This window comes from Streptomyces sp. 7R007 (genome assembly GCF_054850255.1).
The window spans coordinates 1-14,139 of the sequence record NZ_JBTWMV010000074.1 but is presented as its reverse complement, the minus strand read 5'-3'; the positions used below and the strand labels follow the sequence as shown (position 1 = coordinate 14,139).

Genomic DNA, 14,139 nt, shown 5'->3' with positions numbered 1-14,139 from the left:
CGGACGGGTGATCCTTCCGCAGAGGCGCAAGACGAGCCTCGCCGCGCCACTACACTGGCGCACAACATTCGCGTCAGGCCCACAGCGTCGTGCGTCTTCCACGCGGCTAAGCGACCCCGAGAAGTATCCGGCACACCCCTGCGCCGCCCGGCACGGCGAGAGCACGCACCGAACGACGCAGGAGCGCACCGGACATTCCCCGGCGTCGCTCCCCTCCACCGCCTGCGGCCGTCGGGACGGCCGTCCGCATTGGACTTGTGAGGACTCACGTGAGCTCGAAACCCGTCGTACTCATCGCTGAAGAGCTGTCGCCCGCCACCGTGGACGCGCTTGGCCCGGACTTCGAGATCCGGCACTGCAACGGAGCGGACCGAGCCGAACTGCTCCCGGCCATCGCCGACGTCGACGCCATCCTGATCCGCTCGGCCACCAAGGTGGACGCCGAGGCGATCGCCGCCGCGCACAAGCTGAAGGTCGTCGCACGAGCCGGCGTCGGCCTGGACAACGTCGACGTCTCCGCCGCCACCAAGGCCGGCGTGATGGTCGTCAACGCCCCCACCTCGAACATCGTGACCGCCGCCGAGCTGGCCTGCGGTCTGCTCATCGCCACCGCCCGCCACATCCCGCAGGCCAACGCCGCGCTGAAGAACGGCGAGTGGAAGCGCAGCAAGTACACGGGCGTGGAGCTCGCCGAGAAGACCCTCGGTGTCGTGGGTCTGGGCCGCATCGGCGCGCTCGTCGCCCAGCGCATGTCCGCCTTCGGGATGAAGGTCGTCGCCTACGACCCCTACATCCAGCCCGCGCGCGCTGCCCAGATGGGCGTCAAGGTGCTGTCGCTGGACGAGCTGCTCGAGGTCTCCGACTTCATCACCGTCCACCTCCCCAAGACCCCCGAGACCCTCGGCCTGATCGGCGACGAGGCCCTGCGCAAGGTCAAGCCGAGCGTGCGCATCGTCAACGCCGCGCGCGGCGGGATCGTCGACGAGGAGGCGCTGTACTCGGCGCTCAAGGAGGGCCGGGTCGCCGGCGCCGGCCTCGACGTGTACGCCAAGGAGCCCTGCACCGACTCGCCCCTGTTCGAGTTCGACCAGGTCGTCTGCACCCCGCACCTCGGCGCCTCCACCGACGAGGCCCAGGAGAAGGCCGGTATCGCCGTCGCCAAGTCCGTGCGGCTCGCCCTCGCCGGTGAGCTGGTCCCGGACGCGGTGAACGTCCAGGGCGGTGTCATCGCCGAGGACGTCAAGCCGGGCCTGCCGCTCGCCGAGCGCCTCGGCCGCATCTTCACCGCGCTCGCGGGCGAGGTCGCGGTCCGCCTCGACGTCGAGGTGTACGGCGAGATCACCCAGCACGACGTGAAGGTGCTGGAGCTGTCCGCGCTCAAGGGCGTCTTCGAGGACGTCGTCGACGAGACGGTGTCGTACGTCAACGCCCCGCTGTTCGCCCAGGAGCGCGGCGTCGAGGTGCGGCTGACGACCAGCTCGGAGGCGACCGACCACCGCAACGTCGTCACCGTCCGCGGCACGCTCGGCAGCGGCGAGGAGGTCTCGGTCTCCGGCACGCTGGCCGGCCCCAAGCACCTGCAGAAGATCGTCGCCGTCGGCGAGTACGACGTGGACCTCGCCCTCGCCGACCACATGGTGGTGCTGCGCTACGAGGACCGTCCCGGCGTCGTCGGCACGGTGGGCCGCATCTTCGGCGAGTCCGGGATCAACATCGCCGGCATGCAGGTCTCCCGCGCGGTCGCGGGCGGCGAGGCGCTGGCCGTGCTGACCGTGGACGACACGGTTCCCGCCGGGGTTCTGGCCGAGGTCGAGGCGGAGATCGGCGCGACGTTCGCCCGGTCCGTGAACCTGGTCTGAGACACCACGACGAGAAGGGGGTCCAAATTCCCCTCAGCGACCTCGCCGCCAGCGCCGCCGCCCCCGCCAGCAGTAGCGCGCCCGCGATCGCCGCGCCCTGCATGCCGTTGGTGAACGCCTCCCGTGCCGCCGCCGCCAGTCCCGGCACCCGGTCGGCGACCGCCAGCGCACCGCCCAGGGTTTCCCGGGCCACGTCCGGGGCCGAACCCGGCATGTCGTGGCGGTAGATCGCCGTACCGACCGAGCCGAGGACCGCCATCCCGAGCGCGCCGCCGAACTCCGCCGCGGTCTCCATCAGGGACGCCGCCGAGCCCGCCCGCTGCACCGGCGCGCCGCCCATCGCGAGGTCGGTGATCTGGGAGACGACCATGACGATCCCGGAGGCGAGGACGCCGCAGGCGACCAGGACGAGCCAGAGGGAGTCGGTGTCCGCGAGGGCGAGGAGGGCGTAGCCGGCCGCGGCGGTCGCGAAGCCCGCGGTGACCACGTACGCGCGGTCGACGCCCTTCCGCACCAGGGCCGTCGCCAGCGGGGCCGCCATGCCGATCGGCACCGAGGGCAGCAGCGCCCACAGGGCCGCCTCCAGCGCGCTCTTGCCGAGCACCGACTGCAGGTACTGCGTGGTGAAGAAGGCCGAGCCCATCATGCCGAACGTGGCGAGCAGGTTGAGCACCACGGAGGGGGCGAAGCCGTGGCCGCGGAAGAGGGCCGGGTCGATCATCGGGCTGTCGGCCGTGCGCTGGCGGTGGACGAAGGCCGCCGCGAAGAGCAGGCCGACGGTGATCGAGACGACGTACTGCGCGTGCCAGCCCTCGGACGGGATCTCCTTGAGGCCGTAGACGACGGGCAGCACGGCCGCCATGGAGAGCGGGACGCTCGGCCAGTCGAAGCGGCCGGGGGCGGGGTCGCGTGACTCCGGCAGCAGGAACGGGCCGAGGACCAGCAGCAGCGCCATCGCCGGCAGGTTGACCAGGAAGACCGAGCCCCACCAGAAGTACTGGACGAGGACACCGCTCATCACCGAGCCGAGCGCGATGCCGGCCGTCATCACGCCGGACCACAGCCCGATCGCCTTCGCGCGCTCGGCGTGGTCCGTGAACATCGTGCGGATCAGCGCCATCGTCGAGGGCATCAGGGTCGCGCCGCCGATGCCGAGGACCGCGCGGGCCGCGATCAGGGTCTCGGCGCTGTCGGCGTACGCCGCCACGAGGGAGGCGGCGCCGAAGGCGGCGGCGCCCAGCAGCAGGAGCCGGCGGCGGCCGACGCGGTCGCCGAGCGAGCCCATCGTCATCAGCAGGCCGGCCAGTACGAACGCGTAGATGTCGAAGATCCACAGCTGCTGGGTGCCGCTCGGCTCCAGGTCCGCGCTGATCGCCGGGATCGCGAAGTAGAGGACCGAGACGTCCATCGAGACCAGCAGCAGCGGGAGCATCAGCACGCCCAGCGCGGTCCATTCGCGGCGGCCGGCGCGGGGGCGGGCCGGGGTGGTGGCGGTGCTCGTCGTGTTCGTCATGTCAGGGACTGTACGGGCGTCCTAAACGATTGTCTAGAACGCTTGTCTAAGTCACTTGTGTAAGTCACCTGTATGAGTCGCGCGTATAAGTCGTACGTATAGGACGGGTGTATGGATCCGGGGTAGGGTGGTCCGGTATGGGACACCGTGAGGATCTGCTCGAAGGCGCCAAGCGCTGCCTGCTGGAGAAGGGGTTCCTGCGCACGACCGCGCGGGACATCGTCAGGGAGTCGGGGACCAACCTCGCGTCGATCGGCTACCACTACGGCTCGAAGGACGCGCTGCTGGCGCAGGCGTACCTCGCGCTGGTGGAGGAGATGTCCTTCGAGGGGGACGCCGGGCTCGGCGGCGCGCCCGGGTCGCTGGAGCGTTTCCACGCGGTGTGGGCGAACGTCGTCGACTCGATGCGGCGGCCCGGGTCACTGTGGCGGCTGAGCCTGGAGATCGTCACGATGGGCGACCAACTGCCCGACGTGCGCGACCAGTTGTCGCGCGCGCAGCGCGAGGGCGGCCGGGGGCTGGTCTCGCTGATGACCGGGGTGCCGGAGGAGGAGGTGCCGGACGAGACCGCCGACACCCTCGGCCGGTTCTACATGACCCTGATGTCGGGGCTCATCTCGCAGTGGACCTTCGACCCGAGGACGGCGCCCGACGCGGACACCCTCACCGAGGGGCTCCGGCAGATCGTCGAGGGCGTCACGCGCGCGCGGAACTGACCCGGCCGTCGCCCGTCCCGCGCAGGTCCCGCAGCGCCGGAGCCAGTGCGGCCGGCATCAGCAGCGCGGTCACGGCGAAGGCCCACGGGTAGCCGACCGGTCCGGCCAGCAGGCCGAAGCCCGCCGCGCCGACGCCCATGCCACCGTCGTACGCGAGGTTCCACAGCGCGCTGACCGTGCCGTACGAGGAGGCGGGCACCCGGGTGTACATCAGCGCCAGCGTGGCGTTCTGGGTGATGCCGAAACCGGTGCCGAACAGGGCCGCCCCCGCGATCACGGCCGCCGCGCTCCCGGTCGCGGCGAGCAGGAGGACGCCCGCGGCCGACAGCAGCAGCCCGGGCAGGACCAGCCGGGCGCTGCCGTGCCGGTCGCCGTGCCGTCCGGCCGCCCAGCGGGCCAGGGTCGCCGCCGCGGGCTGCACGAACAGCGCCACCGTGACGGCCCCGGCCGACGCCGCCGGCACCGCCAACGGCAGGAAGGTCACCAGGATTCCGGCGGCCGTGGCGGTGGTGGCGAAGACGACGACGGGGCGCAGGAGCGAGGGCGTGCGCAGCCCGCGCAGGACACCGAGCGGCTGCTGCGGACCATCGGCCCGGGCCTCCGGCCGCCCGCCCCGCGCCCCCCGCTTCGGCCCCTCCGGCAGCCCCGGTACCGACGCGATCGCCGCCAGCGCCGCCGCGCCGCCGGTCACCGCGACCGTGCCGTAGCCCGCGTGGGAGGCCAGCCACAGGCCGGCGGGCAGGGCGATCAGGGAGGGGACGCCGGAGACCACGCCCACCACCGCCAGCCCCTCGCCCCGGCGTTCGGACGGGATCAGGGACGCGGTCAGGGCGCCGCCGGCGACGATCGTGAGGGCGAAGCCGAGGCCGCGGGCCAGGCACACCGCCACGATCCACGCCGGGTGGTGCGAGAGCGTCAGCGCCAGGGCCGGGGCGCCGAGCAGGAACAGCCCGGCCATCAGGACCACCCGGTAGCCGTGGCGGGCGACGAGCCGGGGGGTGACCAGTTCGCCGAGGACCGTGGAGAGCATCAGGGCGCCGGTGGCGAGCCCCGCGGCATGACCGCCGCCCGCCTCGGCCGCGTAGGCGGGGACCACCGACAGCAGCAGGAAGAAGCTGAGACTCGCCCCGACCAGGCTCACGAACCGCAGCATCAGCGCCCGGTTGAGCAGGGGCGGCCGGGCGGTGGCCGGCGGGACCGCAGCCGTGGCCGCGTCGCCCGGGCCGGATGTCCCGCTCTTGTCGTTCCTCTGGTTCTTCTGCGTCATGCCGATGACGCTAGAAGCCCACCGGCCTCCCGCTAAGCTCCAATTCCATGCCGCTTGAGTGGGCCGGTCTGTCGCCCGGACTCCTGCTGACCGTCGACCGGACGGACGGGGAGCGGCTGTGCGCCCAGCTGGAGCGGCAGTTGCGGGACGCGATCCGCTCGGGCCGTCTCCAGGCGGGCGAACGGCTGCCGTCCTCCCGCGAGTTGGCCCGCACCCTGGGCCTGTCCCGCGGTCTCGTGCAGGACTGCTACGCCCAGCTCCGGGCCGAGGGCTACCTCGTCACCCGCGTCGGCTCGGCCACCCGCGTCGCCCCCTGCGCGTCCGTCCCGACCGCCCCGGCGGCTTACCGCCCGCCGCAACACCCCCGTCTGATCGCCGACTTCCGGCACGGCGTCCCCGACCTCGGCTCCTTCCCGGTCGCCGACTGGCTGTGGGCGACCCGGGAGGCGGCCCGGGCGATGCCGACCGCGGAGCTCGACTACGGCGACCCGCGCGGCAGTTCGGCGCTGCGCGAGGTGGTCGCCGGGTATCTGCGCCGGGTGCGCGGCGCGGCGGCGGATCCGTCCCGGACCGTCGTCTGCTCCGGATACGCGCAGGGCCTGAGCCTGACCCTGCGCGCCCTCGCCCGCGCCGGGGTGCGGACCGTGGCGTACGAGGACCCGGGCGGCCCGGCCACCGCGACGGCGGCCGCCGAGGCGGCGGGCCTGACGGCCGTACCCGTGCCGGTCGACGAGGACGGCGTCGACGTGGGGGCGCTGGCGGCGACCGGCGCCCGCGCGGTGATCGTGACCCCGGCCCACCAGTGGCCGACGGGCGTCGTCCTGGCGCCCGACCGCCGCCACGCCCTGGTCGCGTGGGCGGCCGACCGGGACGCGTACGTCATCGAGGACGACTACGACGCAGAGTTCCGCTACGACCGCGAACCGGTGGGCACCCTCCAGGGGCTCGCCGCCGACCGCGTGATCTCCATCGGCACCGTCAGCAAGTCGCTCGCCCCCGCCCTGCGCCTGGGCTGGCTGCTGACCCCGCCGGCGCTCCTCGACGCGATCACCGACCTCAAACGCGTCGCCGACCGCGGCTCACCCACCCTCGACCAGCTGGCCCTCGCCCGCCTGATCGAGTCCGGCCGCTACGACCGCCACCTGCGCCGCATGCGCACCGTCTACGCCGACCGCCGTACCGCACTCGTCTCGGCCCTCGCCCGGCACGCCCCCTCGGTGCGCCTGTCGGGCCTGGCGGCGGGCTTCCACGCGGTCGCCCACCTGCCCGCGACAGCCGACGAACCCGGCCTGATCCACGCCGCCCGCGCCCGCGGGGTGGGCCTGTACGGCATGAGCGCCTGCCGCTCCCGCGGAGCCACCACCCCGCCCCAACTGGTCCTCGGCTTCGGCAACGTGACGGACCGTTCGATCGAGGAGGGCGTCGCGGCCGTGGCCGACCTCCTCTGACGGAGCAGGTGGGTCTACAGCCGCGCCCCCTTCAGCGCCATGTGCAGCAGCAGCCTGTGCTCGCCGTCGTCCAGGTCCAGGCCGGTGAGCTGTTCGACGCGGGAGAGGCGGTAGTAGAGGGTCTGGCGGTGGATGCCCAGCTCGGTGGCGGTGCGGGTGGCCTGGCCCGCACAGTCGAGGTAGGTCTCGGCCGTGTGGGCGAGTTCCCGGTGGGCGGGGGAGAGGAGGGCGGTCACGGCGGGGTCGTGGGCGGAGTCCGGGGGCAGCGCGGTGAGCAGGCGGTAGGGGCCGATGTGCGCCCAGTCGGCGACCGGCCCGAGCCGCGGCTCCGCGAGCGCCGCCCGCGCCGCCGCCGACGCCTCCCGCCAGGCCGCCCCCAGCTCCGCCAGCCCGGTGCGCGCGGCGGCGATCCCGGCCGCCGGCGCCGGGCCCGTCCCGCCCAGCAGCCGCGCCCGCTCCAGCAGCCGCGCCGCCGCCGACGTCGCCGGTGCCGGCACCCCCGCCGAGCGCAGCCGGACCAGCAGGGCGAGCGACTGCGCCGCCGTGCCCCAGGGGACCGTGCACAACGCCGTCGCCCCCGGCACCGTACGCACCGAGGGGGCGTCGTCCGGGTCGGCGGACGGCCACGGCGCCACGCACACCACCGTGTGCGGGGCGTCCGCGCGCGAGCCCAGGGCCGTGCGCAGCTCCGCGATGGCCATGTCCCGCTGCCAGTCCCGCTCGGCCACCAGCACCGCCCGCAGCTCCCGGCTCAGATCCGCGCCGTGCTGGACCTCGTCCGCGAGCAGCTCGCCGATGCGGACCGTCACCTCCATGGCCGCGGCCAGCTGCCGCTGCGTCGGCCCCGGTTCGAAGTCCAGCAGCCACACGTAGCCGAGGACGACACCCCGGTGGCGCACCGGCAGGCAGATCCGCCCCCGGTACACGCCCGCCTCGGGCGTCGGCGGGATGCGGACCGGGCCCGTCGCCCGGGTGATGCCGAAGCCCTCGAACCAGGCGCGGACGGCGGCCGTCGAGCGCCGGGTGAGGATCGAGCGGGTGCGTACGGGGTCCAGCGCCGAGGCGTCGAGGTCGCGCTCGTCGTCGTACGCGCCGAACGCGATCAGCTCGAAGTCCCGGTTCTCCAGCGTCGCCGGCGCGCCGAGCAGCTCGGAGATCTCGTCGACCAGCTCCTGGAAATCACCCCTGTGTTCCGGTGTCACCCGGGCATTCTGCCGCATTCCGGCCCCCGCTTCATACATCTGTCTGAGATCCGCGGCACGGATGCGTGACAGCTGTCGATGGCCGACGATCGGAGGGATCCTTAGGTTTCACGGTGGTTCTATCTGCTGGTTTGTGGAGGTGCCCCGTGCTGGGTCCCGTGATTCTCGCCGCGTCGCGCAGCGACCGGATGCGACGCCTGATCTCGGCGGCCCCGGTGACCAAGCAGGTCGTCGACCGCTTCATCCCCGGCGAGAGTGTCGACGACGTCGTGCCGATCATCCGGGAGCTCACGGACCGGGGTCTGGAGCTGACCATGGACGTGGTCGGCGAGGACATCACCCGCCCGGAACAGGCGGCCGCCGCCCGCGACGCGTACCTGGAACTCGTCGACCGGCTGAAGGACCTCGAACTCGGCCCGCGCGTGGAGATGTCCGTCAAGCTGTCGATGTTCGGCCAGGCGCTCCCCGGCGGCCACGAACTGGCGCTCGCGAACGTGCGGCCCGTCGTCGAGGCCGCCGCCGCCATCGGTACGACCGTCACGCTCGACGCCGAGGACCACACCACCCTCGACTCGATGTCCGCCATCCACGAGGAGCTGCGGAAGGACTTCCCGCAGACCGGCTGCGTCATCCAGGCCTACCTCTTCCGCACCGAGGCCGACGCCCGCCGCCTGGCCGCGGCCGGCAGCCGCGTGCGGCTGGTCAAGGGCGCGTACAAGGAGCCCGCCGAGGTCGCGTACCAGCAGAAGCACGAGATCGACAAGGCGTACGTGCGGATCCTGAAGATCCTCATGGAGGGCGAGGGGTACCCGATGATCGGCTCCCACGACCCGCGTCTGATCGCCATCGCCCAGGAACTCGCCCACCGCGCCGGCCGCAAGCCCGACGAGTACGAGTTCCAGATGCTGTACGGCATCCGCGGCGACGAACACCTGCGCCTCGCCGCCGAGGGCCACCGCATGCGCGTCTACACCGCCTACGGCACCGACTGGTACGGCTACTTCATGAGAAGGCTCGCGGAGAAGCCGGCGAACCTCCGGTTCTTCGCGCGCAGCCTGGTCGGCACCGGCTGACCCCGCGACACCCGCTCACGTACAAGGAGTTACGGAACCCATGGACGCTGTGACCCAGGTCCCCACCCCCGTCAACGAGCCGGTGCACGGCTACGCCCCCGGCTCGCCCGAGCGCGCCCGGCTGGAGGCCAGGCTGAAGGAGCTGGCCGAGAACCCGGTCGACCTGCCGATGACCATCGGCGGCGAGAAGCGCATGGGTGGCGGCGAGCCCTTCCAGGTGGTCCAGCCGCACAACCACAAGGCGGTCCTCGGCACCCTGCGCAACGCCACGCAGCAGGACGCCCGCGACGCCATCGACGCGGCCCTCGCCGCCGCGCCCGCCTGGCGCGCGATGTCCTTCGACGACCGCGCCGCGATCATCCTGCGCGCCGCCGAACTCCTCGCCGGGCCCTGGCGCGAGACCCTCGCCGCCTCCACCATGCTCGGCCAGTCCAAGACCGTCCAGCAGGCCGAGATCGACACCCCCTGCGAACTGGTCGACTTCTGGCGCTTCAACGTCCACTACGCCCGCCAGATCCTCGCCGAGCAGCCCCCGGCCAACTCCCCGGGCGTCTGGAACCGCCTCGACCACCGCCCGCTGGAGGGCTTCGTCTACGCGATCACGCCGTTCAACTTCAGCGCCATCGCGGGCAACCTGCCCACCGCCCCCGCCCTCATGGGCAACGTCGTGGTGTGGAAGCCGTCCCCGACCCAGACCCACGCCGCCGTGCTGCTGATGCAGCTGCTGGAGGAGGCGGGCCTGCCCAAGGGCGTCATCAACCTCGTCACCGGCGACGGCATCGAGGTCTCCAAGGTCGCCCTGGAACACCGCGACCTCGCCGGCATCCACTTCACCGGCTCGACCAGGACCTTCCAGTACCTGTGGAAGACGGTCGGCAACAACATCGAGAAGTACCGCTCCTACCCGCGCCTGGTCGGCGAGACCGGCGGCAAGGACTTCCTGGTCGCCCACCCCAGTGCCGACCGGGCGGTGCTCAGGACGGCGCTGACCCGCGGTGCCTTCGAGTACCAGGGCCAGAAGTGCAGCGCCACCTCCCGCGCCTACATCCCGGCGTCCATCTGGAACTCCGGCTTCCGGGAGGAGTTCGCCGCCGAGGTCGACGGGCTGTCGATGGGCGACGTCACCGACCTGTCCCACTTCATGGGCGCCGTCATCGACGAGCGTGCCTTCGCCAAGAGCAAGGCGGCCATCGACCGTGCGAAGTCCGACCCCACCTGCACGATCGTCGCGGGCGGAACCTACGACGACTCGGTCGGCTACTTCGTCCGGCCGACCGTCGTGGAGTGCACCGACCCCGGCAACGAGGTCTTCCGCACCGAGTACTTCGGGCCGTTCCTCGCCGTGTACGTCTACGAGGACGACCGGTACGAGGAGATGCTGACCCAGATGGAGTCGGTGTCCGACTACGCCCTGACGGGCTCGGTCATCGCGGGCGACCGCGCGGCGGCGGCGTACACGATGGAGAAGCTGCGCTACGCGGCCGGCAACTTCTACATCAACGACAAGTCGACCGGCGCCGTCGTCGGCCAGCAGCCCTTCGGCGGCGGCCGCGCCTCCGGCACCAACGACAAGGCCGGCGCCCCGCAGAACCTGCTGCGCTGGACCCTGACCCGCGCCATCAAGGAGACGCTGGTCCCGCCGACCGAGTACGGCTACCCGCACATGGGCTGACCCCCGCCACGGGTACACAACGGGCCAAGTCCGAGGCGGACTTGGCCCGTTCGGCTGCCCGCGGGGGCACACTGGGGCCATGGAGACGGTGGTCGCGGACGACGGGGTACGGCTGTGGGCGAGCCGGTCGGGCCGGGGCGAACCGCTCGTGCTGTGCCACGGTGGGCCGGGACTGTGGGACACGCTGGGGGACGTGGCGGACCTGCTCGGCGACCGGGCCACGGTCGTGCGCTGGGACCAGCGCGGGTGCGGGCGCTCGGAGCGGTGCGCGGGACCGTGGACCAGCGCCCGCTTCGTCGCCGATCTGGACGCCGTCCGCGCGCACTTCGGCTTCGCCCGCACCGCGCTGCTGGGCCATTCCTGGGGCGCGCAACTGGCGTTGGGCTACGCGCTCGCGCACCCGGAGCGGGTGAGCGCGCTGGTGTACGTGAGCGGGACCGGCATCGGGCCGGACGCCGACTGGCATCCCGCCTACCGGGAGAACCTGCTCGACCGGCTCGGTGAGACACCTGAACACCTCGCCCGCTGGCGGGAGTTGACGCAGCGGCGGGAGCTCTCCGACGAGGAGGAGCGGGAGCGGGCCGTGCTCCAGTGGACGGCGGAGTTCGACGACCGCGCGCGAGCCCTGGAGTACGCCCGGCGGATGGCCGAGCCGTGGTTCGGGATCAACTCCGAGTGCGGCAAGGCCCTCAACGCCGAGCGGAAGCGGGCGTGGGGCACGCCCGAACTGCACGGCGCCTGCCGGGAACTCGGCCTGCCCGTGCTGATCGTCGACGGCGCCCGCGACATCCGGCCGCGGTCGGCGGTGGACTCGCTGGAACGGGCGCTGCCGCGGGTGCGGCGGGTGGTGCTGCCGGAGGCGGGTCACATGCCGTGGACGGAGGACCCCAAGGGCTTCCGGGCGGCGGTCGCCGCGGTACTGCCCTGACCGGGTGGGTCGGGAGGGTTGGCCGGGCGTGTGCGTGCGTTTCCGCCGGGGCCGGGAGGGGTTTCGGGGGGCGGTTGTCGTGGTGCTGGCTTGAGTGGGTGGGTCGGGGGGCGATCGGTCATGTGCGTGCGGTCCTGCCAGGACCCGAAGGGGTTCCGGGAGGTGGTCGTCGTGGTGCTGGCCTGAGGGGGGCGGTCGGGAGGGTTGGCCGGGCATGTGCGTGCGTTTCCGCCGGGGCCCGGGAGGGGTTTCGGGGGGCGGTTGTTGTGGTGCTGGCTTGAGTGGGTGGGTCGGGGGGTGATCGGTCATGTGCGTGCGGTCCTACCTGGACCCGAAGGGGTTCCGGGAGGTGGTCGTCGTGGTGTTGGCCTGAGTGGGTGGGTCGGGAGGGTTGGCCGGGCATGTGCGTGCGTTTCCGCCGGGGCCCGGGAGGGGTTTCGGGGGGTGGTTGTCGTGGTGTTGGCCTGAGGGGGTCGGTCGGGAGGGTTAGCCGGGCATTTCCGTGCGTTCCCACCACTCGTACACGGGCAGCGCGCCCTCGGGCGTGTCCGCCTGGCGGGTGGTCGGCCTGAAGTGCTCGTAGCCGTTGCGGAGTTCGATCTTCACGTCGTCGCCGGGGACCGGGACCGGGACGATGCGTTCGGGCAGATCGCGCGGGCCGCCTTCGAGGAGTGCCCTGGTCGTGTCGGTCATGACCTCACCGTTCCCTTCGCAGGGGGACCGCTTCCAGGTTAGCCGGGCGGCGTCAGTCGGGCAGGGCCAGCACGAGCCGGCCCGGCGCCTGCCCGGACTCGCCGGCCTCGTGGGCCTTCGCCACCTCGGTCAGGGGGAAGGCCGCCGCGACGTGGACGCGGATCCGGCCGGTCGCGAGGAGCTCGGCGATCTTCGTCAGACGCTCGGGGGAGGGCTCGGGCTCGACGACGGCGAAGCGCATGCCGCGGGCCTCCACGTCCTCCGGGGACAGCCCCAGGTCGGCGGGGACGGCGCAGACCAGGAGGCCGTTCGGGCGGAGGGTGCCGAGGGTGCGGGGGCCGTGGGCGCCGCCGACCAGGTCGAGGGCGACGTCGACGCCGTGGACGGCGGCGGCGAAGTCGGTGGTGGCGGGGTCGAGGAGCTCGTCGGCGCCGAGGGCGGACAGGAAGGCGTGGTGGGCGGCCGGAGCGGTGGCGACGACGCGGGCGCCCTCCGCCTTCGCGAGCTGGACGGCGATGTGGCCGACGCCGCCGGCCGCGGCGTGGATCAGCACACGGGTGGCGGGGCCGACGCGGGCGATGTCGATCAGGGCCTGCCAGGCGGTGAGGGCCGCGGTGGGGGCGGCGGCCGCGTGGAGGTGGTCCAGGGAGGCGGGTTTGCGGGCGAGGTGGTCGACGGGGGCGGTGACGTGGGTGGCGTAGGCGCCGGTGTCGATGCGGCCGAAGACGTCGTCGCCGGGGTGGAAGCGGGAGGCGTGGGGGCCGGTGGACTCGACGGTGCCGGAGACGTCCTGGCCGAGGGTGAACGGCGGTCGGCCGTACCGGGAAGCGGCGGCTGCTCCCGAACGGGCCAGGAGGTCGGCCGGGTCGATCCCGGCGGCGCGTACCCGTACGAGGACCTCGCCCGGACCGGGGACGGGGCGGGGGCGCTCCTCGATCTCCAGCACCTCCGGGCCGCCGAACCGGCGCTGCGTCACGACGTACGCCGTCATCGCGCCTCCCTCGGGCATCGGTCCCTCCCGACCATCGTGCCGCCGCCGGGCGCCCTTGGGCACCCCACGATGCCGCGAACGCCGGACGGGCCGGCGACTGCCGACCGCCCCCGGAAGAAAGCCCAGCTCAAAAGCCTGTGACCCAACCCTCCGTCTCAGATAGTAGGAAGTCCGAGTAATTGTGGAGACAGACCCGGAGTCCTCGCCTACTTTTGTAGGAGCCGAACGTCTCGCTCGACCCAGCGAATGGCGGTCGTGAGCCGGGCCCCGTGCAGGCAACCCCTGCGGCACCGCTCCCCGCCCCATCCGGCGTCTCGTAACCCCGTTCCGCACTCCCGGATGCCGAAGGAGTCGATTTCCCCATGGCCGAGACGACCGCACGCCGCCGAGTCCGTCACATCTCCCGTACGAGCGAGTCCGACCGCAAGAACGCCGCAGCCGCCCTCCAGCGCGCCCTGGACCGCCGGGACAACGGCGGTTCGACCGGGCACTGAACGGCAATATCTCTGACACGCCGGGAGCCGCACCCTCCCCACTCTCGACTTCGCTCGAGCGGGAGGGACCCGCACGAGGTGGGGGGGGGGGGGGGCCCCCCCCCCCCCCCCCCCCCCGGGTTGAGACCCGCGCCCCCCGCCCGCCGGGGCGCCGCCCTGCCGCCCGGGCGGGGGGCGGGTCAGTGCCATGCGCACCCGAATTCTCTTACTGGGACCGCGCGTCGGCTGACGCTGAGCCCACCACCGCTCAGCGACCTCCCCCCGGCGCGCTCCCCTCGCTTGC

Annotated in this window: 11 protein-coding genes and 1 pseudogene; 7 read left to right on the top strand and 5 right to left on the bottom strand. The window is 73.1% G+C overall.

Features of this window, described 5'->3' with window-relative positions; all coding sequences use genetic code 11:
* Positions 1-269: 269 nt before the first annotated feature.
* The gene (gene serA / locus ACYF6T_RS41615) at positions 270-1,859 is read left to right on the top strand and encodes a phosphoglycerate dehydrogenase (protein WP_461703174.1); all 1,590 of its coding nucleotides are present in this window, start codon (positions 270-272) and stop codon (positions 1,857-1,859) included.
* Positions 1,860-1,884: 25 nt separating this feature from the next.
* Here the strand turns inward: serA and ACYF6T_RS41610 are convergent.
* Positions 1,885-3,372, bottom strand: a pseudogene (locus ACYF6T_RS41610) (MFS transporter); the annotation flags it as partial.
* Between the two features lie 137 nt (positions 3,373-3,509).
* On the opposite strand from ACYF6T_RS41610, the gene ACYF6T_RS41605 reads away from it, so the two are divergent.
* Positions 3,510-4,088, top strand: coding sequence for a TetR/AcrR family transcriptional regulator (locus tag ACYF6T_RS41605; protein ID WP_461703173.1), 579 nt, complete (start codon positions 3,510-3,512; stop codon positions 4,086-4,088).
* On the opposite strand, the gene ACYF6T_RS41600 is transcribed toward ACYF6T_RS41605, so the two are convergent.
* Positions 4,069-5,355: an MFS transporter gene (locus ACYF6T_RS41600; RefSeq protein ID WP_461703172.1), complete on the bottom strand. Its 1,287-nt coding sequence runs from the start codon at positions 5,353-5,355 to the stop codon at positions 4,069-4,071. The two genes, ACYF6T_RS41605 and ACYF6T_RS41600, sit on opposite strands and share 20 nt — an antisense overlap.
* Positions 5,356-5,402: 47 nt before the next feature.
* On the opposite strand from ACYF6T_RS41600, the gene pdxR reads away from it, so the two are divergent.
* Positions 5,403-6,803 carry a MocR-like pyridoxine biosynthesis transcription factor PdxR gene (pdxR, locus tag ACYF6T_RS41595; protein WP_461703171.1) on the top strand — a complete coding sequence of 467 codons (1,401 nt, stop codon included), beginning with the start codon at positions 5,403-5,405 and terminating at the stop codon, positions 6,801-6,803.
* 14 nt (positions 6,804-6,817) lie between these two features.
* Here pdxR and ACYF6T_RS41590 read toward each other — a convergent pair whose 3' ends face one another.
* The gene (locus ACYF6T_RS41590; protein ID WP_461703170.1) at positions 6,818-8,023 is read right to left on the bottom strand and encodes a PucR family transcriptional regulator; all 1,206 of its coding nucleotides are present in this window, start codon (positions 8,021-8,023) and stop codon (positions 6,818-6,820) included.
* Between the two features lie 128 nt (positions 8,024-8,151).
* Between ACYF6T_RS41590 and ACYF6T_RS41585 the strand changes: the two genes are divergently transcribed.
* From ACYF6T_RS41585 to ACYF6T_RS41575, 3 genes are all read left to right on the top strand, one after another.
* The gene (locus ACYF6T_RS41585; protein WP_461703169.1) at positions 8,152-9,078 is read left to right on the top strand and encodes a proline dehydrogenase family protein; all 927 of its coding nucleotides are present in this window, start codon (positions 8,152-8,154) and stop codon (positions 9,076-9,078) included.
* Between the two features lie 40 nt (positions 9,079-9,118).
* Complete coding sequence (gene pruA, locus ACYF6T_RS41580; RefSeq protein ID WP_461703168.1) at positions 9,119-10,750, top strand: L-glutamate gamma-semialdehyde dehydrogenase; 1,632 nt, start codon at positions 9,119-9,121, stop codon at positions 10,748-10,750.
* A 79-nt stretch (positions 10,751-10,829) separates the two neighbouring features.
* Positions 10,830-11,678, top strand: coding sequence for an alpha/beta fold hydrolase (locus ACYF6T_RS41575; RefSeq protein WP_461703167.1), 849 nt, complete (start codon positions 10,830-10,832; stop codon positions 11,676-11,678).
* A gap of 486 nt (positions 11,679-12,164) precedes the next feature.
* On the opposite strand, the gene ACYF6T_RS41570 is transcribed toward ACYF6T_RS41575, so the two are convergent.
* Both ACYF6T_RS41570 and ACYF6T_RS41565 read right to left on the bottom strand, forming a co-directional pair.
* A complete protein-coding gene (locus ACYF6T_RS41570; RefSeq protein ID WP_461703166.1) occupies positions 12,165-12,371 on the bottom strand; it encodes a DUF5988 family protein in 207 nt (68 codons plus the stop codon).
* Between the two features lie 52 nt (positions 12,372-12,423).
* The gene (locus ACYF6T_RS41565; protein WP_461703165.1) at positions 12,424-13,362 is read right to left on the bottom strand and encodes an NADP-dependent oxidoreductase; all 939 of its coding nucleotides are present in this window, start codon (positions 13,360-13,362) and stop codon (positions 12,424-12,426) included.
* A gap of 362 nt (positions 13,363-13,724) precedes the next feature.
* Here ACYF6T_RS41565 and ACYF6T_RS41560 point away from each other — a divergent pair, with 362 nt between their 5' ends.
* On the top strand, positions 13,725-13,856 hold the full coding sequence (locus tag ACYF6T_RS41560) for a hypothetical protein (RefSeq protein ID WP_107056436.1): 132 nt from the start codon (positions 13,725-13,727) through the stop codon (positions 13,854-13,856).
* Positions 13,857-14,139: the final 283 nt, after the last annotated feature.